Source organism: Bradyrhizobium sp. 482_C4_N1_8, assembly GCF_052075965.1.
Taxonomy (GTDB): Bacteria; Pseudomonadota; Alphaproteobacteria; order Rhizobiales; family Xanthobacteraceae; genus Bradyrhizobium; species Bradyrhizobium barranii.
The window spans coordinates 8,852,731-8,877,337 of sequence record NZ_CP197231.1; the positions used below are offsets into that span (position 1 = coordinate 8,852,731).

General features: G+C 64.4%; 23 protein-coding genes. 9 read left to right on the top strand and 14 right to left on the bottom strand.

The genetic code is table 11. The annotated features are described in order from the left end of the window. The first annotated feature begins 171 nt into the window (after positions 1-171). Entirely contained in the window at positions 172-432 is a 261-nt protein-coding gene (locus AB7Z56_RS41920) for a hypothetical protein (RefSeq protein WP_063980017.1), read from the top strand. A gap of 4 nt (positions 433-436) precedes the next feature. On the opposite strand, the gene AB7Z56_RS41925 is transcribed toward AB7Z56_RS41920, so the two are convergent. The 3 genes from AB7Z56_RS41925 to mtgA all read right to left on the bottom strand — a co-directional run bounded on the left by AB7Z56_RS41925 (position 437) and on the right by mtgA (position 2,242). Continuing rightward, positions 437-1,072, bottom strand: coding sequence for a hypothetical protein (locus AB7Z56_RS41925; RefSeq protein ID WP_063985946.1), 636 nt, complete (start codon positions 1,070-1,072; stop codon positions 437-439). A 143-nt stretch (positions 1,073-1,215) separates the two neighbouring features. Continuing rightward, a complete protein-coding gene (rpmF, locus tag AB7Z56_RS41930) occupies positions 1,216-1,398 on the bottom strand; it encodes a 50S ribosomal protein L32 (RefSeq protein WP_028149139.1) in 183 nt (60 codons plus the stop codon). A gap of 169 nt (positions 1,399-1,567) precedes the next feature. After that, the gene (gene mtgA, locus AB7Z56_RS41935) at positions 1,568-2,242 is read right to left on the bottom strand and encodes a monofunctional biosynthetic peptidoglycan transglycosylase (RefSeq protein ID WP_063980018.1); all 675 of its coding nucleotides are present in this window, start codon (positions 2,240-2,242) and stop codon (positions 1,568-1,570) included. 161 nt (positions 2,243-2,403) lie between these two features. On the opposite strand from mtgA, the gene AB7Z56_RS41940 reads away from it, so the two are divergent. Together AB7Z56_RS41940 and AB7Z56_RS41945 are read left to right on the top strand one after the other, a co-directional pair. Beyond that, a complete protein-coding gene (locus AB7Z56_RS41940) occupies positions 2,404-3,327 on the top strand; it encodes a polyprenyl synthetase family protein (RefSeq protein ID WP_063980019.1) in 924 nt (307 codons plus the stop codon). Positions 3,328-3,541: 214 nt separating this feature from the next. Then, entirely contained in the window at positions 3,542-4,228 is a 687-nt protein-coding gene (locus AB7Z56_RS41945; RefSeq protein ID WP_063980020.1) for a DUF1345 domain-containing protein, read from the top strand. A gap of 45 nt (positions 4,229-4,273) precedes the next feature. On the opposite strand, the gene AB7Z56_RS41950 is transcribed toward AB7Z56_RS41945, so the two are convergent. Both AB7Z56_RS41950 and AB7Z56_RS41955 read right to left on the bottom strand, forming a co-directional pair. Next, positions 4,274-6,091 carry a caspase family protein gene (locus AB7Z56_RS41950; protein WP_063980021.1) on the bottom strand — a complete coding sequence of 606 codons (1,818 nt, stop codon included), beginning with the start codon at positions 6,089-6,091 and terminating at the stop codon, positions 4,274-4,276. 172 nt (positions 6,092-6,263) lie between these two features. Next, complete coding sequence (locus AB7Z56_RS41955; RefSeq protein ID WP_063980022.1) at positions 6,264-6,692, bottom strand: GFA family protein; 429 nt, start codon at positions 6,690-6,692, stop codon at positions 6,264-6,266. 94 nt (positions 6,693-6,786) lie between these two features. On the opposite strand from AB7Z56_RS41955, the gene AB7Z56_RS41960 reads away from it, so the two are divergent. The 3 genes from AB7Z56_RS41960 to AB7Z56_RS41970 all read left to right on the top strand — a co-directional run bounded on the left by AB7Z56_RS41960 (position 6,787) and on the right by AB7Z56_RS41970 (position 9,833). Beyond that, positions 6,787-7,161, top strand: coding sequence for a nuclear transport factor 2 family protein (locus AB7Z56_RS41960; RefSeq protein ID WP_231143715.1), 375 nt, complete (start codon positions 6,787-6,789; stop codon positions 7,159-7,161). Between the two features lie 145 nt (positions 7,162-7,306). Further along, positions 7,307-8,176: a class A beta-lactamase gene (bla, locus tag AB7Z56_RS41965; RefSeq protein WP_063980024.1), complete on the top strand. Its 870-nt coding sequence runs from the start codon at positions 7,307-7,309 to the stop codon at positions 8,174-8,176. Between the two features lie 46 nt (positions 8,177-8,222). Beyond that, positions 8,223-9,833, top strand: a complete 1,611-nt coding sequence (locus AB7Z56_RS41970) for a Na+/H+ antiporter (protein ID WP_231143716.1) — start codon at positions 8,223-8,225, stop codon at positions 9,831-9,833. Between the two features lie 96 nt (positions 9,834-9,929). Here the strand turns inward: AB7Z56_RS41970 and AB7Z56_RS41975 are convergent, their stop codons facing one another. The 7 genes from AB7Z56_RS41975 to AB7Z56_RS42005 form a co-directional block, all read right to left on the bottom strand. Next, positions 9,930-10,694 carry an N-acetylmuramoyl-L-alanine amidase gene (locus AB7Z56_RS41975; RefSeq protein ID WP_414643557.1) on the bottom strand — a complete coding sequence of 255 codons (765 nt, stop codon included), beginning with the start codon at positions 10,692-10,694 and terminating at the stop codon, positions 9,930-9,932. A gap of 354 nt (positions 10,695-11,048) precedes the next feature. Further along, positions 11,049-11,480, bottom strand: a complete 432-nt coding sequence (locus tag AB7Z56_RS41980; protein WP_063980026.1) for a hypothetical protein — start codon at positions 11,478-11,480, stop codon at positions 11,049-11,051. Between the two features lie 81 nt (positions 11,481-11,561). Then, positions 11,562-14,192, bottom strand: coding sequence for an SUMF1/EgtB/PvdO family nonheme iron enzyme (locus tag AB7Z56_RS41985; RefSeq protein ID WP_063980027.1), 2,631 nt, complete (start codon positions 14,190-14,192; stop codon positions 11,562-11,564). Between the two features lie 137 nt (positions 14,193-14,329). Further along, a complete protein-coding gene (locus AB7Z56_RS41990; protein ID WP_063980028.1) occupies positions 14,330-15,226 on the bottom strand; it encodes a TauD/TfdA dioxygenase family protein in 897 nt (298 codons plus the stop codon). 175 nt (positions 15,227-15,401) lie between these two features. Continuing rightward, positions 15,402-16,685, bottom strand: a complete 1,284-nt coding sequence (gene ispG / locus AB7Z56_RS41995) for a flavodoxin-dependent (E)-4-hydroxy-3-methylbut-2-enyl-diphosphate synthase (RefSeq protein ID WP_063980029.1) — start codon at positions 16,683-16,685, stop codon at positions 15,402-15,404. Between the two features lie 12 nt (positions 16,686-16,697). Next, on the bottom strand, positions 16,698-17,651 hold the full coding sequence (locus AB7Z56_RS42000) for a DMT family transporter (protein ID WP_063980030.1): 954 nt from the start codon (positions 17,649-17,651) through the stop codon (positions 16,698-16,700). Between the two features lie 34 nt (positions 17,652-17,685). Continuing rightward, positions 17,686-18,180, bottom strand: coding sequence for a Fur family transcriptional regulator (locus AB7Z56_RS42005; RefSeq protein ID WP_038943833.1), 495 nt, complete (start codon positions 18,178-18,180; stop codon positions 17,686-17,688). A 155-nt stretch (positions 18,181-18,335) separates the two neighbouring features. Here AB7Z56_RS42005 and AB7Z56_RS42010 point away from each other — a divergent pair, with 155 nt between their 5' ends. From AB7Z56_RS42010 to AB7Z56_RS42020, 3 genes are read left to right on the top strand one after another with little or no spacing between them, the layout of a single operon-like run. Continuing rightward, positions 18,336-18,818 carry a MarR family winged helix-turn-helix transcriptional regulator gene (locus AB7Z56_RS42010; RefSeq protein ID WP_014491125.1) on the top strand — a complete coding sequence of 161 codons (483 nt, stop codon included), beginning with the start codon at positions 18,336-18,338 and terminating at the stop codon, positions 18,816-18,818. Next, entirely contained in the window at positions 18,811-19,986 is a 1,176-nt protein-coding gene (locus AB7Z56_RS42015; RefSeq protein ID WP_063980031.1) for an HlyD family secretion protein, read from the top strand. The genes AB7Z56_RS42010 and AB7Z56_RS42015 overlap by 8 nt, the downstream gene beginning before the upstream one ends. A gap of 4 nt (positions 19,987-19,990) precedes the next feature. Continuing rightward, entirely contained in the window at positions 19,991-21,547 is a 1,557-nt protein-coding gene (locus AB7Z56_RS42020; RefSeq protein WP_063980032.1) for an MDR family MFS transporter, read from the top strand. 132 nt (positions 21,548-21,679) lie between these two features. Here the strand turns inward: AB7Z56_RS42020 and AB7Z56_RS42025 are convergent, their stop codons facing one another. Together AB7Z56_RS42025 and AB7Z56_RS42030 are read right to left on the bottom strand one after the other, a co-directional pair. Next, a complete protein-coding gene (locus AB7Z56_RS42025) occupies positions 21,680-22,768 on the bottom strand; it encodes an ecdysteroid 22-kinase family protein (RefSeq protein WP_231145444.1) in 1,089 nt (362 codons plus the stop codon). A gap of 48 nt (positions 22,769-22,816) precedes the next feature. Further along, entirely contained in the window at positions 22,817-24,508 is a 1,692-nt protein-coding gene (locus AB7Z56_RS42030; RefSeq protein ID WP_063980034.1) for a methyl-accepting chemotaxis protein, read from the bottom strand. Positions 24,509-24,607 lie beyond the last annotated feature (99 nt).

Consider the following 24,607-nt stretch of genomic DNA (forward strand, 5'->3'; position numbering starts at 1 on the left):
GCCAGATTCGACTCCGACTCTAGGCAAAGTTCATAAACAATTTGGAAACCATGTTTCGCAGGCCCGCGGAACCAAACCGGCCCGGCCGGCATAGGCCTTGCGAGTACATGACACGCACCGGCGCCAGCGTCTCGAAACGCGACAGGCCTCGCCGGATCAACGGTGATTGCGATGTTAAGTACTGATCGATCGGACTGCACGGACAACGGCACGGGCACGGCCCTGGTGCCGCTGCTGCCGACGTTGCAGTGGGTCCACAAGGCGCCGCTGCCCCGTCCCGATCCGAGCTTCGTCACCCAACTCATCGCCAATGCGGAGCACCTGCCCCAGGCCAGCCGGCTCCGCCGCGCCTCTTCCGAAGATGCGCAGACGGCCTATGGCGGCAAGCGCCCGCTTCCGAGCGTCACCGCGCGCACGCGGCAGGTGGTTTGAAGGATCAGCGCGGCGCGTCGGGAGACGGCGGCGTGCCGTTGCCCGGTTGCAAATCCGGCGAGGGAATTTCCGGCGAGGGCGGGTTCACGGGTTTCGGCGCGGGATGATCCTTCAGCACGGATTCGGCGACCGACTGCGCTGAAGGCGCGGGTGGCACCGCCGGCGCAGACACCGGCTCGAACTTGGGTTCGGGCGCCGCGTCGTCCGCTGCCGCTTCGGCCTGGCGCTTAGCCTTGCGCGGCGCCGGCACTGTCGTCTCCGCGACATAGGTGACGCGGCGGCGCGTGCGCTGGGCGATACCGCCGAGGAAATCGGCCATCGCGAGCAGCACCAGCAGGAAATAGGTGGAGTTGCCGAACTTGGGCCACATCACGAATTCGGCCGCGGCGGCACCGAACACGATCAGCGACAGCAGATGATCCATCAGGAATTTCGAGCCGGGCCGCGCGCCTTTGACCACCTCTAACAGCAGCAACACGATACCGAGCGCGAGCATCACGTCGGCAAGCGTGACCGGCCAGGTCTCGCCCGTGATCATCGGCACCCTGAACAGCACGTCCGTAAAGGACACGGACGGCATCAGGAAGGCGATGATGTTGTAGACCGCGAGCGGGATCAGGAGCAGCGGGAAACCGACCATCGGCGAAATGCCTTCTCGATCAAGATATCCGGACAGGACAATGCGGCCGCGAAGCATTAGCTCCGCCGCCGTCATTGTCATATCTCATTGGGTGGCCGAAATCAGGCAGGCGAAATGATCCTGCCCGGAGAAAGGTCCTAAATTCAGGACTCTTTCTTCTTCAGGACCTGACGGCCCTTGTACATGCCGGTCTTGAGGTCGAGATGGTGCGGACGACGGAGCTCGCCGGAGTCCTTGTCTTCCGCATAGGTCGGCTTCTTGATGGCGTCTGCCGAGCGGCGCATGCCACGACGCGACGGCGAGGTTTTTCTTCTCGGAACGGCCATTTCAATATCCTCTAGGGATTGGTGTTGTCAGGGCATCGTCCGCGAGGGGACGGCTCAGCACCCGCAAACCGAGGCGAGCTGAATGCCGATCAAGGCCGGGCTTATAGAGGAAGGCTGGCCGTAAATCTAGGCTTTTGGACCGGAAAATACGTCCGAAAAGGGCCCAAAATCAGCGATTTTCCCGCCAGCAGGTCAAAAGCGAGTTCGCCTGCGCCCTCGCCACATAGGTCCCCGCCAGCCGCCGGACGCCAGGCCCGGGGGTCCGGGCGCTCCGTTTGACCGGATTGGGCAGGATCGAGGCCAGAAGTGCCGCCTCCCGAGGCGAGAGGTTGGCCGCCGATTTGCCGAAGGCATAGGCGCTGGCCGTCTCGACCCCGAACTGGCCCTGGGGACCGAGCTCGGCGATGTTGAGGTAAATCTCGAGGATTCGCGCCTTGGGCAGGACGAGATCGATCCACAGCGCCAGCGGGAATTCCAGCGCCTTGCGGACGAAATCCCGCCCCTGCCAGAGGAACAGGTTTTTTGCCACCTGCTGGGTGATGGTGGAGGCGCCCCGGAAGGGCGTACCGTCCTCCTTCGCATCGTCGATCGCCTCGCGCAGCGCGCCCCAGTCGATGCCATGATGCTTGCAGAAATGGGCGTCCTCGGCCGCCACCACCGATCGCAGCAGTGAGGGCGACATCGCGGCCAGATCAATCCACTCCCGATGCATCGGCGCACCCCGGAGCGACCGCCAGGCCATCAGCGTCGAAACGGGATGGCCGGTGCGGTAGAACGGCGCGATCACGTAGGGCGCGAGAGCCACGACCACGAGCGCTACCAGCAGGGTCTTGACGATGCGCAAATCGACCTTTCCGGCGCAAAATGAAACGCGGCCACGGATCCCGCCATTAAGTCTGTGATAATTCTGGCCTTTTCCAGCACTTTTTAGGCCTTCCAAACGATTGACTGAGGCGGGCGCATAAAGGATTGTCCCGCCGAATTTTAGTTCTGGAGCCCTTCTTGATGACCGGCACGTCCCCGTCCGATTTCGCCAAACGCCTGGACAAGACCGCTGATGACACCGAAGCCCTGCTTGGACGCCTGCTGGCGGACGACATCCTGCACGATGAGATCGCCCGTCCCAAGCGACTGATGGACGCAATGCGCTATTCGAGCCTGAACGGTGGCAAGCGCCTGCGGCCGTTCCTGGTGGTCGAGAGCGCCGCCGTATTCGGCGTTCCCCGCGAAGCGGCGCTGCTCGTGGGCGCCGCGCTCGAATGCATCCACTGCTACTCGCTGATCCATGACGACCTGCCGGCGATGGACAATTCGGACCTGCGCCGCGGCCGCCCCACTCTGCACAAGAAGACCGATGACGCGACCGCGATCCTCGCCGGCGACGGCCTGTTGACGCTCGCCTTCGACATCGTCACCCGCGATGAGATCCACCGCGACGCCAATGTGCGCCTCCTGCTGACGCGCGCGCTGGCGCGCTGCGCCGGCATCGGCGGCATGGTCGGCGGCCAGATTCTCGATCTCGCCGGCGAAGGCCGTTTTGGCGGCAACGAGCCGATCGATGTCGCCCGCATTCAGCAGATGAAGACCGGTGCGCTGCTGCGCTACGGCTGCATCGCCGGCGCGATTCTCGGCCAGGCCTCGCAAAAGGAATATCAGGCGCTCGACGATTACGGCCGCGCGCTCGGCGAAGCCTTCCAGATCGCCGACGATCTGCTCGACGTCGAGGGTGATGCGGCGGCCCTCGGCAAGCCGGCCGGCGCCGATGCCGCACTCGGCAAGACCACCTTCGTCACCCAGCTCGGCATCGAAGGCGCCAAGCAGCGCGTGCGCGACCTGCTCGCGCGGGCCGACGGCGCCGTGTCGATCTTCGGCGACCGCGCCGCCGTGCTGCAAGCCGCCGCGCGCTTCGTCGCCGAGCGGAAGAACTGATGTAGTGCACGATCTTCACCTCGCCCCGCTTGCGGGGAGAGGTCAATATTCAGGCGCAGCTTGAATATCGGGTGAGGGGGAGCCTCCGCGAATCCAGCTCTCACCGTCCTTGCGGAGGCGCCCCCTCACCCCGACCCTTTCCCCACAAGCGGGGCGAGGGAGCAGGCCGCCGCTGCGGCGACAACGAGAGTTGAGCGAGAGGGCTGGAGCCATCATGGCCACCGACAAAGACGATCCCGTCCTCGTCCGCTTCCGCAAGATGTCGCGGCCGATGCGGCTGATTTACGCGCGGCCGCGCACCTTTATCGCACTCGCTGCCGGCATCCTGGTCTGCTTGCTGCTGCCGGGATCGCACCGGCTGGTGACGCGGCTGCTGTTCGGCTGGGATGCGTTGATCGCGGTTTATCTCGTGCTGGTCTACGCGATGATGCTGTGCAACGACCAGCAGCACATCCGCCGCAGTGCCGCAATGCAGGACGACGGCCGCTTCGTGATCCTGCTGGTGACGGCGATCGGCGCCTTCGCCAGCATCGCAGCGATCATGTCTGAGCTCGGCACGCCGCATCGCGGGGCGTGGGAGTTGACCATCGCGATCGCCACCATCGCGCTGTCATGGGCCGCCGTGCACACGACCTTCGCGCTGCATTACGCCCATGATTATTACCGGCACCCGCCGGGCGGATTGCAATTTCCGAGCGGCGATAAGGAAGATCACGCCGATTATTGGGACTTCGTCTATTTCTCGTTCGTGATCGGCATGACCGCGCAGGTCTCCGACGTCGGCATCACCGACAAGACCATCCGCCGCACCGCGACCGCGCATGGCATCGTGTCGTTCATCTACAACACGGCGCTGCTGGCGCTGACAGTGAACATCGCGGCAAGCGCGATCTCGAACTGACGTCATCCCGGCAAGTGCCGAGACGACGGCGTCGATGGCGCGGTCCTAGTTGCACACCTCGGCATTGGCGTCGTTGCCGGGGCCGCCGCCGCCGCGATATTCGAGATGACAGCCGCGGTTGACCGGACGGCAGCTGCCGCCATTGCAGAAAATCTGCCCGCCACCCGAGGCGCGGCCGGCGCTCGCGGCAGCCGCAATGCCCGCTGCGGCACCATCGCCGCCCGCCGCGCCACCGGCCTGACGGCGCTGCCGTGCGGGACGCTCATCGCCGTCGTCGCGCTTGGCGGTTGCGCGCTTGGCCGTCGCAGGCTTGGCGATGTGCTGCTTCTCGCACGCATTGTCGTCGTTGATCGCATAGCCCTCACGGCAAACGATCTTCGTGCACGTGTCGCCGTCGGCCTTGAAGCCGTGCTCGCAGACCAGCGGGCAGACGCGCGACGGCTTTGACTTGACGGTATCGAGCGCATCGGTGCTCGCCACTTTCACGTCGAGCCTGGTGCCGGCGTAACGGTTGAACTGCGACAGCGAGCGCCGCGAAGTTGTATTCCAGTTGCCATCGGCCTGCCCGGAGAAACAGCCGACGCGGCCGAGCTCGGTCTGCACCAAGCGGCTGAGGTCGACCGGCGTGGTCGTCGACGTCAGTGAAGCGACGCTGGTGCCGGCGGGGCTCGCCGTGCTGGCGGGTGCAGCACCTGGCGCCGCGGCGGCGAGGTTGACGCGCTGCTGCTCGGCCGCGGCTGCCTGCTGCTGCACCTGCTCCTTGGCCTTCTGCGCGGCGAGCTGCGCCTGCTCGGCGGCCTTCGCATCAGCCGCGGCCTTGGCCTGCGCATCCTTCTGCGCGCCGAGGGCGGCAAGACGATCGCGTTCGGCCTCGGCCTGCTTCGCCTTCTCGGTGGCCGCCGCATGGGCCTGCTCGGCACCGATTTTGTCGACCTGAAGCTTGGCGAGATTCGCATAGAAGCCGTCAGGATGCTGGGCCAGGAATGCCTCCCAGGCCGGCCTGTTGCCAACCTGGAGCGCGAGCTCGTAGTCGCGGCGGATATCGGCCGCCTGCGGGTTCGCCACCGGCGCCACCGGAGCGGCCGCGACCACCTTAACCGGCACCAGCGGCACGTCCTCGCCGCCGAGCGAGCCGTACACGAACGGCTCCTGCTTGTTGCCGGTCGATTTGAGCACGTCGTCGCGCACGAAGCCGAAGGCGCGGCGGACGTCGAGGCCCGGCGTCGTCAGATGCTTCGACAGTGCCATAGTAAAGGGGCTGTTGGCGCCGTCGCCGTCCTGCGCCGTGAAGCCGGCCTTGGCCGAATACGCGATCAGCGTGTTGGGGCTGTTCGGCTCGACCTGGGCCAAGCCGCGGCCGATGCCGCGCGAGACAACCGTGCGCTTCATGGTCTTGCCGAACGGATTATCGCGGCAGGCGTCGAGGATCACCAGGCGAAGCTGCTTGGCGGGCTCGACCGTGACCAGGACGCGGTCGAGCGACAGCCCCTGGTCGTAGACATCGGTGTCGCGTTCGAGCTTGGCGTCAACAGGGATCAGATAGTTCGAGCCTTCGACCTCGATGCCGTGGCCGGCATAGTAGATCACGGCGATGTCGGCATCGCGCGTCGCATCGGCAAAATCGCGCAGCACGCGCCGCGTCTCCAACGCGGACAGATCATGCCGGGACTCCACAATTTCGAAGCTGGCGTCCTTCAGCGTCTTGGCCATCACTGCACCGTCATTGACGGGGTTCGCGAGCGACGGCGCGTACTGATACGACGAGTTGGCAAGGACCAGCGCCACGCGCTTTCCGGCGAGAGCGGGCGCAGCGCCGAACAAGAGAGCCAGAAAAAGCGGACAAAGTCCGAGCAGGCTACGCATGACAGAACTTCCAGAGATCGGGAGCAATTCGGTCGCCCTTTGGGGATTGCCTTAGCAGAATCCGCCATCGCATTTGTGATGGAGATCACGAAGACGATGCCGGCAAACTGCCAAGGAACTCTTTAGTCTCGCCGGAGCGATAGCGGTTCGCTGGCGCAGGCCAAGTATGCGCTCAGTCACCCCCGATGTGTCCCCGGTATTGCGGCAGCTCGTCCGTGATCTCATGCCAGGGCGCTTTCGAGCCCACGAAGATGTGGGCGCTCGGCCGAATCGAGGGGGCGTCAACCAGGGTTCCCATGGCGACATGGACCCATTTTCCCTCGCGCACCCGGGAATAAAGCAACGAGCCGCAGCGGGCGCAGTGCGCGTCGTGGGTTGTGTCGTCGCCATAGATCAGGCGCTGGTCCTCGCCACGGACGATGCGGAGCTTGTCCTGCACGATCCCGGCGAACGGCTTGAAGGCGGAGCCGGTGGTGCGGCGGCAGTTCGAACAGTGGCAGTTCAGCGCGTAAGAGAACGCGTCCGCGACCTCGTAGCGCACCGCACGGCAATAGCATTCGCCGGTGAGGATACGAGCGTTCGAATTTTCTGATCCGGTCATTCCAGCGTCCTCGCGCAATTGACGCAGACACCCATAGCGCATTTTGATGCGTACGACTAAGTTCGCCCCGAGCCATCATTCAAAGGGGTGACCCATGAGCCAGAACCGTTCGAGCGTCGAAGCCGTCGTGCAATCCTATTTCGACGGACTTTACGAAGGCGATGCCGAAAAACTCGGCGCCATCTTCCATCCCTCCGCCGATTTGCGCTGGGTCGAGAAGGGCGAGCTTCAGGTGCTGACCGTCCCCGACTGGCTCGACCGCGTCCGCAAGCGCCCTTCCGGCAAGGCCGAAGGCAAGCCGCGCGAGGATTTCATCGTCACCATGGACCGCTCGGATGACAAGACCGCCTTCATCAAGGTCAGGTGCCAGCTGCCGCCGCGCTTTTTCACGGACTACCTGGTGGCGATGAAGCTCGCCGACGGCTGGCAGATCGTGTCGAAATCGTACCGGTATGACCTGAGGGAGTGAGGGCACCCTCGCACTGCCCGAAATCCGGCACACTCGCCCCGCATTCTCCGTCATTGCGAGCGCAGCGAAGCAATCCAGTCTGTCTCCGCGGAAAGATTCTGGATTGCTTCGCTGCGCTCGCAATGACGATGTCTGAAAGTCCCTTATGCCTCTCGACCGCCGCTCCCTGCTCGCCTCGCTCGCCTGGATCGCCGCCTCTCCCGCGCTCGCCACAGACGCGCCACCCGAGCTCGAATCCTACGAGCGCGAAACCGGCGGGCGGATCGGGGTCTATGCCGAGAACCTCGCGACTGGTGCGAAGCTCGCATGGCGCGCCGACGAGCGCTTCGTCATGTGCTCGACGTTCAAGGCTTCGCTCGCGGCCTGCGTGCTGGCGCGGGCCGATCGCGGCGAGGAGCAGCTTGCGGCCATGATCCCCTACGGCAAGGCCGACCTGCTCGACTACGCACCTGTCGCCAAACAAAATCTCGCCGCCGGCGCGATGTCGGTCACCGACATGTGCAAGGCGATTGTCGAGCTCAGCGACAACACCTGCGCCAACCTGCTCTTGGCGCGGATCGGCGGCCCCGCCGCGCTCACGGCCTTCTGGCGATCGCTCGGCGACACCACCTCGCGGCTCGACCACAACGAGCCCGAGCTCAACCGCTCACCGCCCGGCGATCCCCGGGACACCACGACGCCGGCGGCGATGGCCGGCAATCTGAAGCGGCTGGTGGTCGGCGAAGCATTGTCGCCGGCCTCGCGGACCCAGCTCACCGAATGGATTGTGGGCTGCAAGACCGGCGCCAACCGGCTGCGCGGCGGCCTGCCGGCAGGCTGGAAGATCGGCGACAAGACCGGCAACAACGGCAAGGATGCGTCGGGCGATATCGCGGTCGTCTGGCCCAAGCTCGACAGTAAGCCAGATGTACCAATCCTGATCGCGGCCTACACCCAGGGCGGCAGGCCCAACGCCGCGCAGATCGAAGCCGTGTTCGCGCGCGTCGGACGCATGGTGGCCGAACGGCTGGCGTGAGCCGCGACGCATTGACCTTTTGGCCGCTTCCGGGCCAAGACAGGCCATGATCGCAGCGAAATTTCAGACCTTTCTCATCCTGCTCACGGTGCTGGCCGGCACCGCGCTGGTCGCCCGCCGCTTCAACATCGCGCCCGCCATTCTCCTGATGCTCTCAGGCGTCGGCCTCGCCTTCGTGCCGGGCATGCCGCCGGTGGAACTGCCACCGGAACTGGTGCTGCTGATGGTGCTGCCGCCGCTGATCTACTCGGCGAGCGTCGCCATGAGCTGGCGCGAGTTCAGGAACAATCTGCGGCCGATCGTGCTGCTCGCGGTCGGCGCGGTGATCTTCACCGCGGCGCTGGTAGCTACTGCCACGCATTATGTGATCGGCCTGCCCTGGACCATCGGATTCCTGCTGGGCGCCATCGTCGCGCCGCCCGACGTGGTGGCGCCGCTCGCGATCGCGCGCCGTCTGAACATACCGCGCCGGCTCCTGGTCATCCTCGAGGGCGAGGGACTCGCGAACGACGCGACCGCCCTGATCCTCTACCGCTTCGCGCTTGCGGCCATCATGGTCGGCCATTTCTCACTGCCGCTGGCGGCCGGCGAGTTTGTCCTCATCGTCGCCAGCGAGATCGCCTTTGGCATCGGCATTGGCTGGCTCTCCCTTCGCTTCCGCAAATGGTCCAGGGATCCGCAGGTCGAGCTGACGCTGTCGCTGATCACGCCCTACGTGTCCTACTGGCTGCCCGAGCATCTCGGCGGCTCCGGCGTGATCGCGACCGTGGCCTGCGGCCTCTATGTGAGCTGGAACGGGCCGCTGCTGATCTCGGCGTCGACCCGCCTGCAAGGCATCTTCTTCTGGGATCTCATCATCTATCTGATCGAGGGCCTGCTGTTCCTGCTCACCGGATTCCAGATGCGGGCACTCTACGAGAAGTCGAAGGCGTTTCCGCTCGACGATATCATGATCGCGACCGCGGTGGTTTTGACGGTCATCGTCATCGCACGCTTCGTCTGGCTGTATCCTGCGATCTATCTGCCGCGGATATTGAGCAAGAGCCTGCGCAAGCGCGACCCATCGCCGCCATGGCAATGGCCGTTCGTGCTCGCCTTCACCGGCGTGCGCGGCGCGGTGTCGCTGGCGGCCGCGCTGGCGCTGCCGTTCACGTTGCCGGGCGGCGAGGCCTTCCCGTATCGCGACCTGATCCTGTTCGTCGCCTTCGGAGTCATCTTCGTGACGCTGATCGGCGTCGGCCTGACGCTGCCGCCGGTGGTGCGCTGGCTCGGTGTCGCCGAGGCCGGCCGCAACGAGCATGTCGCCGAGCACGAGGCCGAGATCTCGGCACGCCGCCAGGCGCTCGAGGCGGCGCTGAAGTCGCTCGACGCAATGACCGAGGAAAAGGATGTGTCGGACGAGGTGATGCGGCTCCTGCGCGCGCGTCACGAGATTCGTGTCAACCAGCTTCCGGATTCACTCGACCCCAACCATCACGACGTCTCCGCCGCCGGCACCGCCCTGACCCGCGACCTGATCGTCGCCGAGCGAAAGTTCATCCACGACCTCCTGCGCGACGGCCAGATCACCGACGAGACGCGGCGCCGGATCGAGCGCGACCTGGACCTGGAAGAGGCAAGCCTTGCGAACAGGGAGTATCGGGGGGTGCCGTTGTAGCCTTTTCGTCATTGCGAGCGAAGCGAAGCAATCCGGACTGCTGCCGTGGAAAGACTCTGGATTGCTTCGCTTCGCTCGCAATGACGGCAGCACCAACTATCGCCTCTCGCAAAATTCCCCGACCCCCGCCGCAACGGCGCCCGCAATCATCTCCTGCCGCTCCGACGAGTTCATCTCCATCTCCTCGTCGCGGTTGATGATCGAGCCGGCCTCGAGCAGCACGGCCGCGCTTCTCGCTCGCGACAGCACGACGAGCCCGTCATAGCGGTAGACGCCGACATCCTTGTCGAGCAGCTGGCGTCGGTAGCGGCCCATCACCGGCAGGGTGTATTGGCTGGCATAGTGCAGCCCCTGCTCCTTCAACTGCCTGCCGATCATCCGGGCCAGCTTCAGGCTGCTGGTGAAGTGTGGATTGCGCTCGGACACGAACAGCGAGTGACCCGAAAAACGGTCGCTAAAATAGCTCTTTGCGCCGTCGAATTCCCAGGTCTCGAGCAGCTTGTCCGGCACTGAGTCGTGATGGATCGACAGCACGAGATCGGCCCGGCCGTCATTCGCGGCACTGACGCGCTTGAACAGGCTCGGCCGCGCCTTGCCGTCCGTGACGAGCAGCCGGGTTGCGGTAAAGCCTTCGGATTTGAGTTTTGCCGTGACCAGCCTTGCGAGCCGGAAGTTGAAGCCGAACTCCGGATCATTGCGCGCGCTCAACGCGCCGTAGGAGTCCGGGGTGTGCCCGACGTCGACGACGATCCGAAATTTTCGCGGCTCGCATTTCTCCGGTGCGGGCGACGGCTTAGGTCTGGCTTTCGCAACCTTTCGGGCCGGGGCAGCACGGCCCGCGTCGATCGACGGAAGCAACATTGCGACCAGCGACACGAGGAGAATTGTGACGATGCCTCGTCCTAACGACAAGTCCTACTCCGCTGCCGCGATCCGCGGCCTCCCGACGAAGTCGGCGACGTCGCCGAAGCGCTGCACGACGATCGCAACAACTCGCCCATTCCCGTCCCCAAGCCGGACTCGGTCAGGAACTTGTTGTCCTCGGCGCGGAGCATGGCGGATCCTCCCGATTTGATTTTCGGGAAGATTGGCGCGGACGCGGGAAGACGTCAACGCAAGCACGGCTTCGTGAAGTGGGTTGGCGCAGCGTAATCGCCGCCTTTATCGCAGGCCGAAGGGGGCAGATCTTAGGGCTCCTATCCGCCCCCATCGCAATTACCTGACGGTGACGGCGACTGTGTATACCTTGCCATTATCCGGGTCGGTAGGGTCCGCCGTCACGCGCCGATACGTGAAGGAGTCTTCACCGACATAACCCTTCTTGGATTGGTACACCACGCTGGTCAGCCGCACGGTCTTGGCCTCTCCGCTTCTCAATTTGCGTTGCCCGGTGCTCGCTCGCGTCGTCACGGCACCGCTCTTCGGCGGAGTCACGACTTCAATGCTGACGGGCCAGACCTTGCCACTGCTGTCGACGCGCCAGTGTCCGCCGCATTTGCAGATTTCCTTTGCCTCGCCCGATTTCACGACGAGCGACGTGTTCCCCCCGCCCGCATGTGCGCCACAGAGGATTCCGAAGAACAGGACGAGCCCCGCGGTGATTTTGATCAAGAGGGCCGACGGTAGGCGTACCGGGTAGGTTGTCATTTCATAAGTCTCCAATGAAAAAATCTTAGAGTTATTGTATGGGATTGTTCCGGCTGGCGAGGCCGATGCACTCGTGCCCGGCTATCTCAAGGTTCTCGCGACTCGAAATCCAACGTTGCTCACGCGTCCTTCGGACTGCACGCCGTAACGGCTCCCCGCTTCGACTGCATCCGCCTTGCTGACCCAGGAGCCTCCCCTGAGGACACGCTGCTCGCATCGGCCTTTCAGCCAAGGACTCCCGTCCACAGGCGCGCCCTCATAAGTGTCGTTGACGCAATCCTCGACCCATTCCCAGATATTGCCGTGCACCTGATAGAGGCCCCACGGATTCGGCTGGAAGGAATCGACAGGAGCCGTCTTTTGCCCGGAGGCACCCTTTGCATTCTTGTCCTGGCTGGCCCTGTCATCGTAGTTGGCCTGGCCCCGAGACACGGAGACTCCCCACCAGAACGATGACGTCGTTCCCGCGCGCGTCACATATTCCCGCTCGGCTTCGCTCAGGAGGCGGTACGTCTTGCCGGTGCGGGCCGACAACCAGGCTGCATAGCTCTTGGCATCCGACCAGGAAATGTTGATCGCCGGTCGTCTCCCGCGGCCCCAACCGTTGTCCCAGGGCTTGTACCCATTGCATCCCCCATCGGCGACGCAGGCGTCCCATTCCGCAAACGTGACAGCGTAACGGCCAACCGCGAATGAATGGGCGAACGTCACCTTGTGGCGAGACGATTCCGCGGTGCGTTTCGATGCACTCTCCGACGTCCCCATCATGAACGCGCCCGGCGGGACCACAACCATCTCCGGACACTTTTCACATTCCTTGAAGCTGGCCTTCTGCTTCAGAGCCGCCTCTTCCGAATCGGACAACACCTTGATGCCGATCGCAGTCAGTCCTTCGCGCTGCGGGGTCGTGTCTGGAGCCGGAAGCGTGGCGTTGGTGGAGGCCATCTGCACCGCCTGTAACGCCTTGAACCGTTCGCGCGCCTCTGCGGAGCGCGCGCTTTCGGGAAATTTGCTCAGAAACTCTTCGAACATCGCCGGCGAGCGCCCATCCTTTATCGCGTTCCAGACGATCTCGTCGGTTGCGGGCGGGGGCGGAGGAGGTGCCGTTGTCGCCGCGCGTTCCTTCTTCAGCTCGTCACGACGCGACAGTGCGGCGGAGAGGTGCGAACTGTTCGAATATTTGACGGAATACTCCTCGAAGATCGCGGGGTCGTGCGACTCCTTGATCGCGTTCCAGACGATCTCATCTGCAGGCGGAGGTGGCGGCGCTTGAGCAGCAGCGATCTCCTTCCGCAGGTCATCCCCTCGCTGTCGTGCGGCCGCGATGTGCGGGCTCGCCGCGTATTTACTCACGAACTCATCGAAGATCGCGGGATCGCGCGATCCCTTGATCGCGGCCCAGACGATGTCCTCGGCGGCGGGAGGTGGCGGAGCTTGCGCGGCGGCAATCTGCTTTTTCAGCTCATCCCTGCGCCTCTGGGCGTCCGCCAGATGCGGGCTTGCCGGAAACTTGCTGGCGAAATCATCGAAGATTGCCGGATACGTCGAGCCTTTGATGGCATCCCAGACGACCTCGTCGGCGGTCGGAGGCGGTGGAACGCGGGCGGCAGCGGCGGCGATCTGCTTTTGCAGCTCGTCGGCGCGCGATTGCGCCTCGGCGCGATGCTTGCTGGCCGGAAACTTGCTGAGGAAATCATCGAAGATTGCGGGATAGTTCGAATCCCTGATCGCCGTCCAGACGATTTCGTCGGCGGTCGGCGGCGGGGGTATGCGCGCGGCAGCCGCAGCTTGCGCCTGCTTGAGCTCATCACGCCGTGATTCGGCCGCCTTCAGATGTGGCGTCGTCGGAAACTTCGCGATGAAATCCTCGAACACGCCCGGATAAGCCGAATCCTTCACGGCGTTCCAGACGATGTCATCCGTCGTTGGCGGTGGCGGCAGTTTCGGTGCATCGACGATCGAGATGACAGAGCCGCCCAATGATCCGTAGACGAACGGCTCCTGGTGACGATTGGTGACCTTCAGCACTTCGTCGCGAACTCGGCCGAACGCAATCCTCAAGTCCAAGCCGGGAGCGGCGATGTTGTGCAGCAGCGCGGCCGTGAAAGGACTGTTTTTGGCATCGCCGTCCAGCGCAACCGATCCGGCCTTGGCCGCGAAGGCAATCAGCGTATCGGATATCGCCGGCTCGACCTTGGCCAACCCGCGACCGATCGATCGGGACGCTATGGTTCGCTTCATGGTCTTCAAGAACGGGTTGTCCCGGCACGCATCCAGGATGACGAGGCGAAGCCGCCTGGTGGGCTCGATTGATTTCAGAATGCGATCGAGGGAAATGGCTTCATCCTCAATGTCGAAATCGCGGGACAACTTCGCGTCGACGGGGATGACGTAGTTTGCACCATCGACCTCGATGCCATGGCCGGCGAAATAGACGACGGCCACGTCGGCATCGCTTGCCATCTCGGCGAAATCGCTGATCGCGCGCCGCATGTCTGAAATACCAAGATCACGGCGAGCATCGACCGCGGAGAATCCTGCAGATCTGAACAGGGAGGCAATCTCGGCGGCGTCATTCCGGGGATTCGGAAGGCTCGGGACATTCCGGTACGACGAATTGCCAATCACCAGGGCGACGCGCTTCTCGGCCAGCGCCTGACCCGCGAACCCGTAAAAAACGAGCGCAAGAATGGTAGCCGCCACCCAGCGCATAATTCCCCCCAAATCGCCCTTTGCGAGTATATCGCTGGTTGTAGCCCCTGCAAGCAGCACCGCGAGCCCACATCATTCGACGGGGGCGATCCCAAGTCCGTGATTCAGGTCACTGAGCGATTGGCGACGGTGGCCGTTTAAATCGGCCGCTCCCCCTTCACCGTGACCCGCGTGCCCGAGCGCGTGTGCGGCCAGTAGTCCCACATCGCGCGGTGCTGGGTGCAGCGGTTGTCCCAGAACGCGATGGCGTTCTCGGTCCAGCGGAAGCGGCACTGAAACAGCGGGTTCTCGGCGTGCTGGTAGAGATAGGCGAGCATCGCATCGCTCTCGTCGCGCGGGATGCCGTTGATGTGGCGGGTGAAGCCGCGGTTGACGTAGAGCGCCTTCCTCCCCGTCACCGGGTGCGTGCGCACCACCGGATGCTCGGCGCTCGGATAGGACGGACGATCGGCGACGCCGTAATTGGCGTAAAGCCCGCGATAGATCGGCTCGCCGTCATGCAGCGCGGTCAGCCCGTCGAGATACGCCTTCATCCGATCCGACAGCGCCTCATAGGCCGCGTACATGTTGGCGAACAGCGTGTCGCCGCCGCGCGGCGGGCACTGCTTGATGTAGAGGATCGAGCCCATCGGCGGCTCGAGATCGCAGGACACGTCCGAATGCCAGCCCTCGCCGTTCGCCCGCGGCGAGTTCTTGTCGGCGTAGATCTTCATCAGCGCCGGATCTTCGTCCTCGTGAGGTGCTGCGGGATGGAAATGCAGATCGCCGAACTTGCGGCCGAACGCGAGATGCTGTTTTGGCGTGATGTTTTGATCGCGGAAGAAGATGACGAGGTTTTCGGCGAGCGCGCGGTGGATCTCGTCCATCTGCCGGTTGGAGCGGGCATCGCCATCGACGAGGCTGCCGAGGTCGACGCCGGATATTTCCGCGCCGATGATGGGGGTGAGCTTTTCGACCGCGATGGTCTCGTAAGCCGCGCCGTCTTCGGCCGTGTGGCGATAGCGCGGACCCTGCTTGCCGGATAGCGAGCTCATGGGTGTTACTCCCAATCATTGTTGATTGGGGACATCGTAGCCCGGACGCAGCGAAGCGCAATCCGGGAACGGTCGTTCCGCGGTGGGCAGCGCCCCGGATTTCACGGTCGCGCAAAAAATAAGGCGGGTTACGCTTGCGCTAACCCGCCTTACAATTTCAATGTTGAGTGGGCGCTTACTCCGCTGCGGTCACCGGCACCTTGGCGCCCTGGCCGTAGCGCTGGTCGATATAGTCGATCACCAGCGCCTTGAAGTCGGCGGAGATGGTCGGGCCGCGCAGCGTGCGGAATTTCTTGCCGTCGACGAAGACGGGCGCGGCCGGGGCTTCGCCGGTGCCCGGCAGCGAGATGCCGATATTGGCGTGCTTGGATTCGCCGGGGCCGTTGACGATGCAGCCCATCACCGCGACGTTGAGCTCTTCGACGCCCGGATATTTCGTCTTCCAGCCCGGCATCTCGTCGCGGATGAACGCCTGGATCGAGCTCGCCAGCTCCTGGAACGTGGTCGATGTGGTGCGGCCGCAGCCGGGGCACGCCGCAACCAGCGGCACGAAGGTGCGGAAGCCCATGGTCTGCAGCAATTCCTGGCCGACCTGCACTTCGCGGGTGCGGTCGCCGCCGGGCTCCGGCGTCAGCGAGATGCGGATGGTGTCGCCGATGCCCTGCTGAAGCAGGATGCCGAGCGCGGCCGACGAGGCCACGATGCCCTTGGTGCCCATGCCGGCCTCGGTGAGACCGAGATGGATGGCGTAATCGGAACGCGCCGCGAGATCCTGATAGACCGCGATCAGATCCTGCACCGCCGACACCTTTGCGGACAGGATGATGCGATCCTTGGGCATGCCGAGCTCTTCGGCGCGCGCGGCCGAGAGCAGCGCCGACTGCACCATGGCCTCGCGCGTCACCGCGCGCACGTCGCGCGGATTGGCGGACGCGGCGTTCTCGTCCATCAGCTTGGTCAGCAACTCTTGGTCGAGCGAACCCCAATTGGCGCCGATGCGGACCGGCTTGCCGTTCTTGTTCGCGATCTCGATGATGTCGGCGAACTGGGTGTCGCGCTTGTCCTTGAAGCCGACATTGCCGGGATTGATGCGATATTTCGCGAGCGCCTCGGCGCAGGCCGGATAGGCCGCGAGCAGCTTGTGACCGATATAATGGAAGTCGCCGATCAGCGGCGTGGTGATGCCGCGCTTGGCGAGGCCGTCGCGGATATGCGGAACGGCAGCAGCGGCCTCCTCGCGGTCCACGGTGATGCGGACCATTTCGGAGCCGGCGCGCGCAAGCGCTGCGACCTGGGCGATGGTGCCGTCGATGTCGGCGGTGTCGGTATTGGTCATCGACTGCACGACGATCGGCGCACCGCCGCCAACGGCGACGTCGCCGACCTTGACCTGGGTGGTCCGGTGCCGGGGCGCCGGGCCCGCGATGTCGGAATCAATGGGGTTTTCGAGCTTGTTCATGGGGTCCAAATATCAGGTTTTGGTGACGTTGAGCAATGCATCGCGCGGCGCCGCAGCCGTTGAGCTGGGACGGTTAACCAGAAAAAGCCCAGCAATTACAAGGATCGCAGCGGCCCCGAATGTCAGGCTCAAGGTGTCGTGCATGATGAAATAGCTACCCACCACGCCAAACAAAGGGGTGATGAAGGTAAAAGCCGACAATTTGCTGGCCGAATAGGTCTTCACCAGCGCGAACCAAAGCGTGAACGTGGTTCCAACCACCCAGATCGCCTGGAAGGCCATCAGGCTGAGCGACAGCGGCGACGGGGTCCGGGTGATGGTCTCCCCAAACAGCCAGGCGGCGGTGCCCAGGATCGGGATCGAGGTCGCGACCTGATAGCCGAGTGCCTTTTCCGGCGCCGCGAAGCGCAGCCGGGTGCCCTTGGCGACCAGTGTGGTCGCCGCCCAAAGCCCTGCGCCGGCCACGATCAGGAGGTCGCCGAGCAGGATGTGCGAATCCACATTGGGCTGCGGCACGCCGATCGCGAGCGCAACTCCGGCAAAGCTCACAGCCAGCCCCAGCCATTGGGTGCCCCCGAGCCGCTCGCCGAGCACCTGGTAGGACCCGAGCGCGACGAAGAACGGCGCCGTGTAGAGGAACACCACCGCGCGCGAGGCCGAGGTCAGGCGCAGGCCCTGGAAAATCAGCACGAACTCGACGCCGAACATCAGCCCGGCGACCAGGCCGGCCTTCCACGTGCCGTCGCGCTCGAAGAATTTGACGCCGCGCAAGCTGCCGACGATGAACAGCACGGGCAACGCACCCATCGAGCGGATCATCGCCTGGAGCATCGGCGGCACCTCCGGCAGCACCAGCTTCACCGCGATCTGATTGAAGCCCCAGGTCAGGCACAGCATGAGCATCACGGCGATGGCGCCGGCACTGAGGGGGCGACCGGCGGACGGTATGGCTTGTGGTGCGGACATTTCTTCCCGAATACCGGCTTGCGCCTTTGTTGCTTTATGCAGCTTTCTGACAATGGGCGCAGACGCCCGTAATCTCCACCACGGACAGTTTTGGTGCGAAGCCTGAGCTTCGCGCGGCGGCATTGAGATCCTTGGCGAAGGACGCCGACGGGATCTCGCCGACCAGGCCGCAGCGCTCGCAGATCAGGAACGCCACCGCCGAGGTCGCGTCGTGGTCGTGGGCGGCGCAGGCGAGGTAGGCGTTGCGGCTTTCGATGCGGTGCACGAGGCCGTTGGCCATCAGGAAATCGAGCGCACGGTAGACCGTGATCGGCGCCGGCCGCGGCATCGACTTTGCCAATTCGTCGATGATCTCATAGGCGCCGAGCGGCCGGTGGCTGGAGAGCAGCGCCCCCAGCACCTGGCGGCGGATCGGCGTGAATTTCTGCGCGCGAGCCTCGCAAACCGTCTCGGCGTGCGCCAGCGCGTCCGCGGTGCAGCGGCCGTGATCGTGGTCAGGCGTCGGAAATGCCGGCTTTGCGAGGGTCATGTGGCCTGCCTTCTAGCATTTCGGCCGTGGAACCCAAAGCGCGACCGGGAATGCGCCTGTCAGCCATGCTCTTGCTGCGGGACAGCGTCCCGCTAATCCGCCACGAAATAATCATAAGCTTGCTTATTATAGTCAAGCTCATTGGAGATAACGTTATGACCCGCGGGTCCGTCGACCAGAACTTCCTGTTTACGCTCGGTGAACTCTACCGCCTCTTGCGGGTCTATGCCGACAAGGAGGCATCGCGCTTCGGCATCACCCGCGCGCAATGGGCGGTCCTGGCCAAGGTCGAGCGCAGCGAGGGCATGAAGCAGTCGGAACTCGCCGAGTTGCTGGAGATGCAGCCGATCACGCTGACGCGCCTGATCGACAAGCTCTGCGACAGCGACTGGATCGAGCGCCGCAGCGACGCCTCGGACCGCCGCGTCAAGCGCCTCTATCTCAAGAAGGCCGGCCGTGCGCTGCTCGGCAAGATGAGCGGCCTGAAATCGGAACTCACGGCGAACGCACTCGACGGCATCAGCCCGGCGGACGCCCACCGTCTCCTCACCCAACTCGAATCCATCAAGGAAAACGTGCGTAACGCGATCCAGACATCCGGCGCGGAACAAGCGCGTAAGGAGCAGCGCTATGGCTGATCAGGTCCTCAAGTTCCAGCCCGAGCAGAAGAGCGACAGCGGCAAGCCCACCAAGAAAGCCGGCACCGATCCGCGCCGCCGCCTGGTGGCGGGCCTGCGCCGCTATCGCCGCTTCCTGCTCCTGGTCGTGCTGCCGCTCGTCGTCGCCGTCGGCGGCCTCACCTTCTATCTGAACGGCGGCCGCTACGTCGGCACTGACGATGCCTATGTCGGCGCGCAGAAGGTCCTGGTGACGCCCGACATCTCCGGCAAGATCCAGAAGGTCGTCGTGAGGGAAGGCCAGATCGTCAAGCAAGGCGACGAGCTGTTCGAGATCGATCCCGTGCCGTTCCGCCTCGCGGTGGACGAGGCCAGGGCGCAGCTGATGCAGGCGCAGTCGACCTATGACAACCTCCGCGCCAATATCAAGATCTACGGCGACATGCTCAACCTCGCGCAACAGGGCGTCGACCTCAAGCAGCGCGACGTCGAGCGCAAGCAGGCGCTGGTGAAGAACAGCTACGGCTCGCAACTCGACCTCGACAACTCCGCGAACGCGCTGGTCACATCAGGTTCGATCGCGCAATACGTCAAGCAGCAGATCTCGACGGCCAAGACGCAGCTGCTCGGCGACACCGACCTTCCGCTGGAGAAATTCCCCCCCTACGCGCAGGCCAAGTCCAAGCTCGACAATGCCGAGCGCAATCTCGACCACGCCGTGGTGCGGGCATCGATGGGCGGCGTTGCGACGCAGGTCGAGCAGATTCAGCTCGGCCGCTACGTCACCGCCGGCACGCCGGTGTTCTCCATCATCGACGTCGCCCACCCCTGGGTCGACGCCAATCCGAAGGAGAGCGACCTCACCCACGTCACCGAGGGACAGCCTGTGACCCTCGAGGTCGACGCGTTCCCGAACCACGTCTTCAAGGGCAAGATCGGTTCGCTCTCGCCCGGCACCGGCGCGCAATTCGCGATCCTGCCGCCGCAGAACGCCACCGGCAATTTCGTCAAGGTGGTACAGCGCGTGCCTGTCAGGATCTATTTCGACGAGACCGACAAATACGTGCGGAAGCTGAAGGCCGGCATGAGCGTCTACGCCACCATCGACACTGGCCACAAGCGCTCGCTCGCCGGCCTGTTCGGATTGTCGGCGACGGCGAACCAGGACAAAGACCAGGACAAGGACTGATCCGATGTCCGGCCCCAATGCCAGCCTGATGGTCCCCGGCCTGCGCAGGAACATGGTGACGATCTGCGCCATGACCGCGACCATCATGCAGGCGCTGGACACCACCATCGCCAACGTCGCCTTGCCCTACATGCAGGGCTCACTGTCGGCCTCGCAGGACCAGATCAACTGGGTCTTGACCTCCTACATCGTCGCCGCCGCGATCATGACGGCGCCGGTCGGCTGGATCGCCAACCGCTTCGGCCGCAAGCGCATCTTCATCATCTGCGCCGCCGGCTTCACCTTCGCATCCGTGCTGTGCGGCTTGGCGCAGGACATCAACCAGATGGTGCTGTTCCGTCTGCTGCAAGGCGTGTTCGGCGCGGCCCTGGTGCCGCTGTCGCAATCGGTCATGCTCGACTATTACACGCTCCAGGAACGCGCCAAGGCGATGTCGATCTGGGGCATGGGCGTGATGATGGGCCCGATCATGGGCCCCTCGCTCGGCGCCTGGCTGACCGAGACCTATTCCTGGCACTGGGTGTTCTTCGTCAATCTGCCGTTCGGCGCCATCACCGTGCTCGGGCTGATCGTCTTCATGGACGAGACCAAAAAGGACATCAGCCTCAAGTTCGACTGGTTCGGCTTTGCCGCGCTGGCGATCGCGATCGGCTCGCTTCAGCTCGCGCTTGACCGCGGCGAGCAATTGGGCTGGCTCGAATCCGGCGAGATCATCGCAGAATTCATTGTGTCGGCCGTCGCCTTCTACTTCTTCCTCGCGCACTCCTTCACGACGTCGACGCCGTTCATCCGCTTCGCGCTGTTCAAGGATCGCAACTTCGTCACCGGCTGCATGTTCATGGTCGTGATGGGGCTCGTGCTGTTCTCGACCATGGCGCTGGCCTCGCCCTACATGCAGAACGTGATCGGCTATCCCATCATCACCGCCGGCCTGCTGCTGGCGAGCCGCGGCTTCGGTACCTTCTTCGCCATGATGCTGGTTGGCCGCATGATGCGTTATTTCGAGGCACGCACACTGATCATCACCGGCCTGACGCTGACCGCGGGCTCGCTGTTCCAGATGACCGGGTGGACCGACCTGACCCAGGTGCCGGAGATCGTCACCGTCAGCGTCATCCAGGGCTTCGGCTTCGGCCTCGTCTTCGTGCCGCTCTCGACGGTGGCGTTCCTGACCCTGTCGAACGAGCTGCGCACCGACGGCACCGCGATGCTGACCCTGATGCGCAACGTCGCGAGCTCGGTCGGCATCTCCGTCGTCATCGCCGAACTGACGCAGGGAACGCGGAGGACCTACGCGATCCTGTCCGAGTACATCAACCCGTTCAACCACGCGCTCCAGATGCCCAGCGTCAGCGGCATGATCAATCTCTCCACCGACGCCGGCCGCGCCATGGCCGACAGGATGGTCAGCGTGCAGGCGCAGATCATCGCCTTCGCACACGACTATATGCTGGTGATGATCTTCATCCTCTGCACCATCCCGCTCGCCTTGCTGATCGGCTCGACCAAGGCCACGCTGCGCAAGCAGGCCGCGGGGCCGGAACATGCGGTGATGGAGTAACCACAGGTGTCATGCCCCGGCTTGACCGGGGCATTCAGTACGCCGCAGCTTCTCCGAATCCCACAACCGTCTCTGGAATACTGGGTCGCCCGGTCAAGCCGGGCAACGACAGCGAACAGGTGGCACGAGCTTCTACAACAACTCCTCGCAGCCCAAATCGTCCACCGCCATCATCACCCGCTCCAGATTATTCCACCAGATCAACGGCGGGATCTGGATGCTCCACTGCCAGACCGGCTTGGTGATGTGCCAGAGCACGGACCAACGGTAGTCGCGATCGAGCGCACCTCGCGTGTAGCCCGTGATGCCGCTTTCGATCAGCGTGTTATGATAGAAATTGAGCAGCGAGCGTTCGAGCGCCTGCCGTCGCTCCGGGTACCATTGCATCGCCATCATGTAGGCGAGATCGTTGGTCGGGACGTCGATGCCCCACAGGTCGAAGTCGAAGATGCGCGCGGTATCGGCGACACCGGTGCGGGGCAGCAGGAAATTCCAGCTATGGGCATCACCATGGGTGATGCTGAGATGACGGCGCGAATGATAGCGCTCGGATAGCCGGGCCGACTGATCGATGAGGCGACGGTAGATGAGGCGTCGCTCCTCGCTGAGACGGTCACCGAGCAAATCGGCAAAGCGGTCGTAATGACCCGCGAACGCCTCCATGTGCTGCGTGCTGTCTTCGGTGCTCGCCCAGCTGCCGACGGTCTCGCCGAGATCGGGATGGTCCCACCAGGCCGCATGCCAGCGCGCCAGCGTCGTGACGATCGCGATCGCCTGCTCGCGTGACGGCGGCAGCGGCCATTGCGTTGCGACCTCGTGGCTGTCGGTGAGATCCTCGAGCAGCAGGTGCCAGGCGAGGCTTTCTTCGTCGAAATGCGCGTCGAAGCAGCGCGGCACCAATCCCAGCGGCATCTTCGGCGCAGGCTGCGTGTAGTACGCCACCTCGTGCCGGCCGGCATTGGCGAGCGTCTGCGCAAACGCGGAATTGGCGGTCTTCAGGATCAGCGATTGCGGCGCACCGGCGGATTCCCCGACATAGCGCAGGCCGAGGCGGACGATGTGTGACACGACGGTGTCACGCTGATGCAGCACCTTCACCTCGCGCACGGCGCCAGCGTCCAGCACGCCACCCCTGCGCAGCGCAGCCGTCAGTTGGGCGGGCTCAACGACCGCCGGCAGTTGTGGAGGTGTCATGACCACGATGCCCCTGTCCCGCGCAATACTGCACGATCACGACCCCACGCACCAGCCGCAGACCCGGCGCCCGGCTCAAGCCGCTGCGGTCGAGTCGCGCACGGTCCGGACGACGACCGACCGCAGCGATTCCAGGTTGGCCGCCATGCCCGCGATCGCCTGCCTCACCTCCGTGGCGCGCGCGTCCACCGAGGCGGCGTCGCGGCTGACATTGGCGATCTTGGCCGAGACCTCCTTCGCAGCGGATGCCGATTCGGAAATCGACCGCGCGATCTCCCGCGTCGCGGAGTCCTGCTCTTCCATCGCCGCCGCGACCGACGTCGCCACGCCGTCGATCTCGACGATGTGGCCTCCCATCGTCTCGACGGCATCGACTGCGGCCTGGGTCGAGGCCTGAACCTCGGCGATCAGGCGCCCGATCTCTTCGGTGGATTTGGCGGTCTGGTCGGACAGGGATTTCACTTCGGCCGCAACCACCGCAAAGCCGCGGCCGGCCTCGCCGGCCCGCGCGGCCTCGATCGTGGCATTGAGCGCCAGGAGGTTGGTCTGGCCGGCGATGCCGCCAATGAGGTCGGAGACCTCCGCAATCTTCTTCACTGCGCCCGCCAGCGCCTGGATGGTCGAACGCGCCTGCTCGCGGCCCGCGACCGCCGATTTCGTGACAGTGCTGGTCCGTGCCACCTGGGTTGCGATGTCCCGGATCGAGGCGCTCAGTTGTTCGGCGGCGGCCGAGACGGTCTGCGAGCTACCCAGCGCCTGGGTGGAGGCCGAGGCCACCGCCTGCGACTCCGCGGACAGCGACCGGGCGATCTCGGATAGGCTGGAGGCGGCCCGTTCGACGCCCTGGCTTGCCACGCTCGCGGAATCGACCGAGCGGCCGGTCTCGCGCTCGACGGTCTCGGCCATCTGGTGCAGGGCGCCGCGCTTGGCCGTCGCGGCCTCCTGCTCCTTCCGCAACTGCTCCTCGCGCAGGCGCGAATTCTCGATCGCCCCCTGCTTGAACACCTGGAGCGCACCCGCCATCGAGCCGACCTCGTCCTGGCGGTGCGCGAAGGGGATGTCGGCGGCGAGATCGCCGGTCGCGAGCTTCTGCATCGTGTCCGTCATGCGCACGATCGGGCGCACCACGCCAAGCGCGACGCCGAGCAGGCCTGCGGCAATAAGGGCCAGGACGGCTGCGGAGACGCCGAGGAGAATGTAGAGGATCGAGCTGTCGCGCTCGGCCGCCAGCTTCTCCATGTCGGCATTCTGCTTGTTTGCGCTCTCGACGATGCTGTCGATGACGGCGCGGTGCGCGGTGTAGGCGTCCTTGAGCTGCGCATAGGCGCGTTCGGCGCCGGCCACGTCCTTGGCTTTGAGGGCCGGCAGGAGCTGATCAGACAGAAGCTTCCAGAACTTCTGCACCTCGGCGTCAGATTTCGACACCAGCGCCGTCTTCAGATCGGTGGAGAGGCTGGAGGTGGTCCAGAATGCCTTGCGCTCATCGTAATCCTTGCGGAGCTGGACCAGGCGTTCGCCATGGGCCGACAGCTGGTCCGGCTCGCGCATGGCGAGCGTGGCCTCGAGATAGGCTTCGATCACATATTCGGGCGGCGGCAGGATGTCCGCGATGAGGTCGTTGCCGAGCTTGATGTCGGAATAAAGCGGACCGCCGACCTTGAGCTCGCGCAGGGCGTAAAGGCTGGTCGAGACGACGGCAGTAAAGCCGATGGCGAGAACGATCCCGAATGCAATGACCGCAGAAGAAAGCGAGAGACGAATTTTCATGAAACAATCCAATGGCGCAGGTCGAAATCCGAACGGACCCTAAACAACTGCGGTAAACACGGGATTGCTTCGCGCGGAAATTGTATCCCGCGGGCACCG

Coding starts and splice junctions, on each gene's coding strand:
- AB7Z56_RS41920 (WP_063980017.1), top strand. CDS start 172: ATGTTAAGTACTGATCGATCGGACTGCACGGACAACGGCACGGGCACG.
- AB7Z56_RS41925 (WP_063985946.1), bottom strand. CDS start 1,072: ATGGTCGGTTTCCCGCTGCTCCTGATCCCGCTCGCGGTCTACAACATC.
- rpmF (WP_028149139.1), bottom strand. CDS start 1,398: ATGGCCGTTCCGAGAAGAAAAACCTCGCCGTCGCGTCGTGGCATGCGC.
- AB7Z56_RS41940 (WP_063980019.1), top strand. CDS start 2,404: ATGACCGGCACGTCCCCGTCCGATTTCGCCAAACGCCTGGACAAGACC.
- AB7Z56_RS41945 (WP_063980020.1), top strand. CDS start 3,542: ATGGCCACCGACAAAGACGATCCCGTCCTCGTCCGCTTCCGCAAGATG.
- AB7Z56_RS41950 (WP_063980021.1), bottom strand. CDS start 6,091: ATGCGTAGCCTGCTCGGACTTTGTCCGCTTTTTCTGGCTCTCTTGTTC.
- AB7Z56_RS41955 (WP_063980022.1), bottom strand. CDS start 6,692: ATGACCGGATCAGAAAATTCGAACGCTCGTATCCTCACCGGCGAATGC.
- AB7Z56_RS41960 (WP_231143715.1), top strand. CDS start 6,787: ATGAGCCAGAACCGTTCGAGCGTCGAAGCCGTCGTGCAATCCTATTTC.
- bla (WP_063980024.1), top strand. CDS start 7,307: ATGCCTCTCGACCGCCGCTCCCTGCTCGCCTCGCTCGCCTGGATCGCC.
- AB7Z56_RS41970 (WP_231143716.1), top strand. CDS start 8,223: ATGATCGCAGCGAAATTTCAGACCTTTCTCATCCTGCTCACGGTGCTG.
- AB7Z56_RS41975 (WP_414643557.1), bottom strand. CDS start 10,694: ATGTTGCTTCCGTCGATCGACGCGGGCCGTGCTGCCCCGGCCCGAAAG.
- AB7Z56_RS41980 (WP_063980026.1), bottom strand. CDS start 11,480: ATGACAACCTACCCGGTACGCCTACCGTCGGCCCTCTTGATCAAAATC.
- AB7Z56_RS41985 (WP_063980027.1), bottom strand. CDS start 14,192: ATGCGCTGGGTGGCGGCTACCATTCTTGCGCTCGTTTTTTACGGGTTC.
- AB7Z56_RS41990 (WP_063980028.1), bottom strand. CDS start 15,226: ATGAGCTCGCTATCCGGCAAGCAGGGTCCGCGCTATCGCCACACGGCC.
- ispG (WP_063980029.1), bottom strand. CDS start 16,685: ATGAACAAGCTCGAAAACCCCATTGATTCCGACATCGCGGGCCCGGCG.
- AB7Z56_RS42000 (WP_063980030.1), bottom strand. CDS start 17,651: ATGTCCGCACCACAAGCCATACCGTCCGCCGGTCGCCCCCTCAGTGCC.
- AB7Z56_RS42005 (WP_038943833.1), bottom strand. CDS start 18,180: ATGACCCTCGCAAAGCCGGCATTTCCGACGCCTGACCACGATCACGGC.
- AB7Z56_RS42010 (WP_014491125.1), top strand. CDS start 18,336: ATGACCCGCGGGTCCGTCGACCAGAACTTCCTGTTTACGCTCGGTGAA.
- AB7Z56_RS42015 (WP_063980031.1), top strand. CDS start 18,811: ATGGCTGATCAGGTCCTCAAGTTCCAGCCCGAGCAGAAGAGCGACAGC.
- AB7Z56_RS42020 (WP_063980032.1), top strand. CDS start 19,991: ATGTCCGGCCCCAATGCCAGCCTGATGGTCCCCGGCCTGCGCAGGAAC.
- AB7Z56_RS42030 (WP_063980034.1), bottom strand. CDS start 24,508: ATGAAAATTCGTCTCTCGCTTTCTTCTGCGGTCATTGCATTCGGGATC.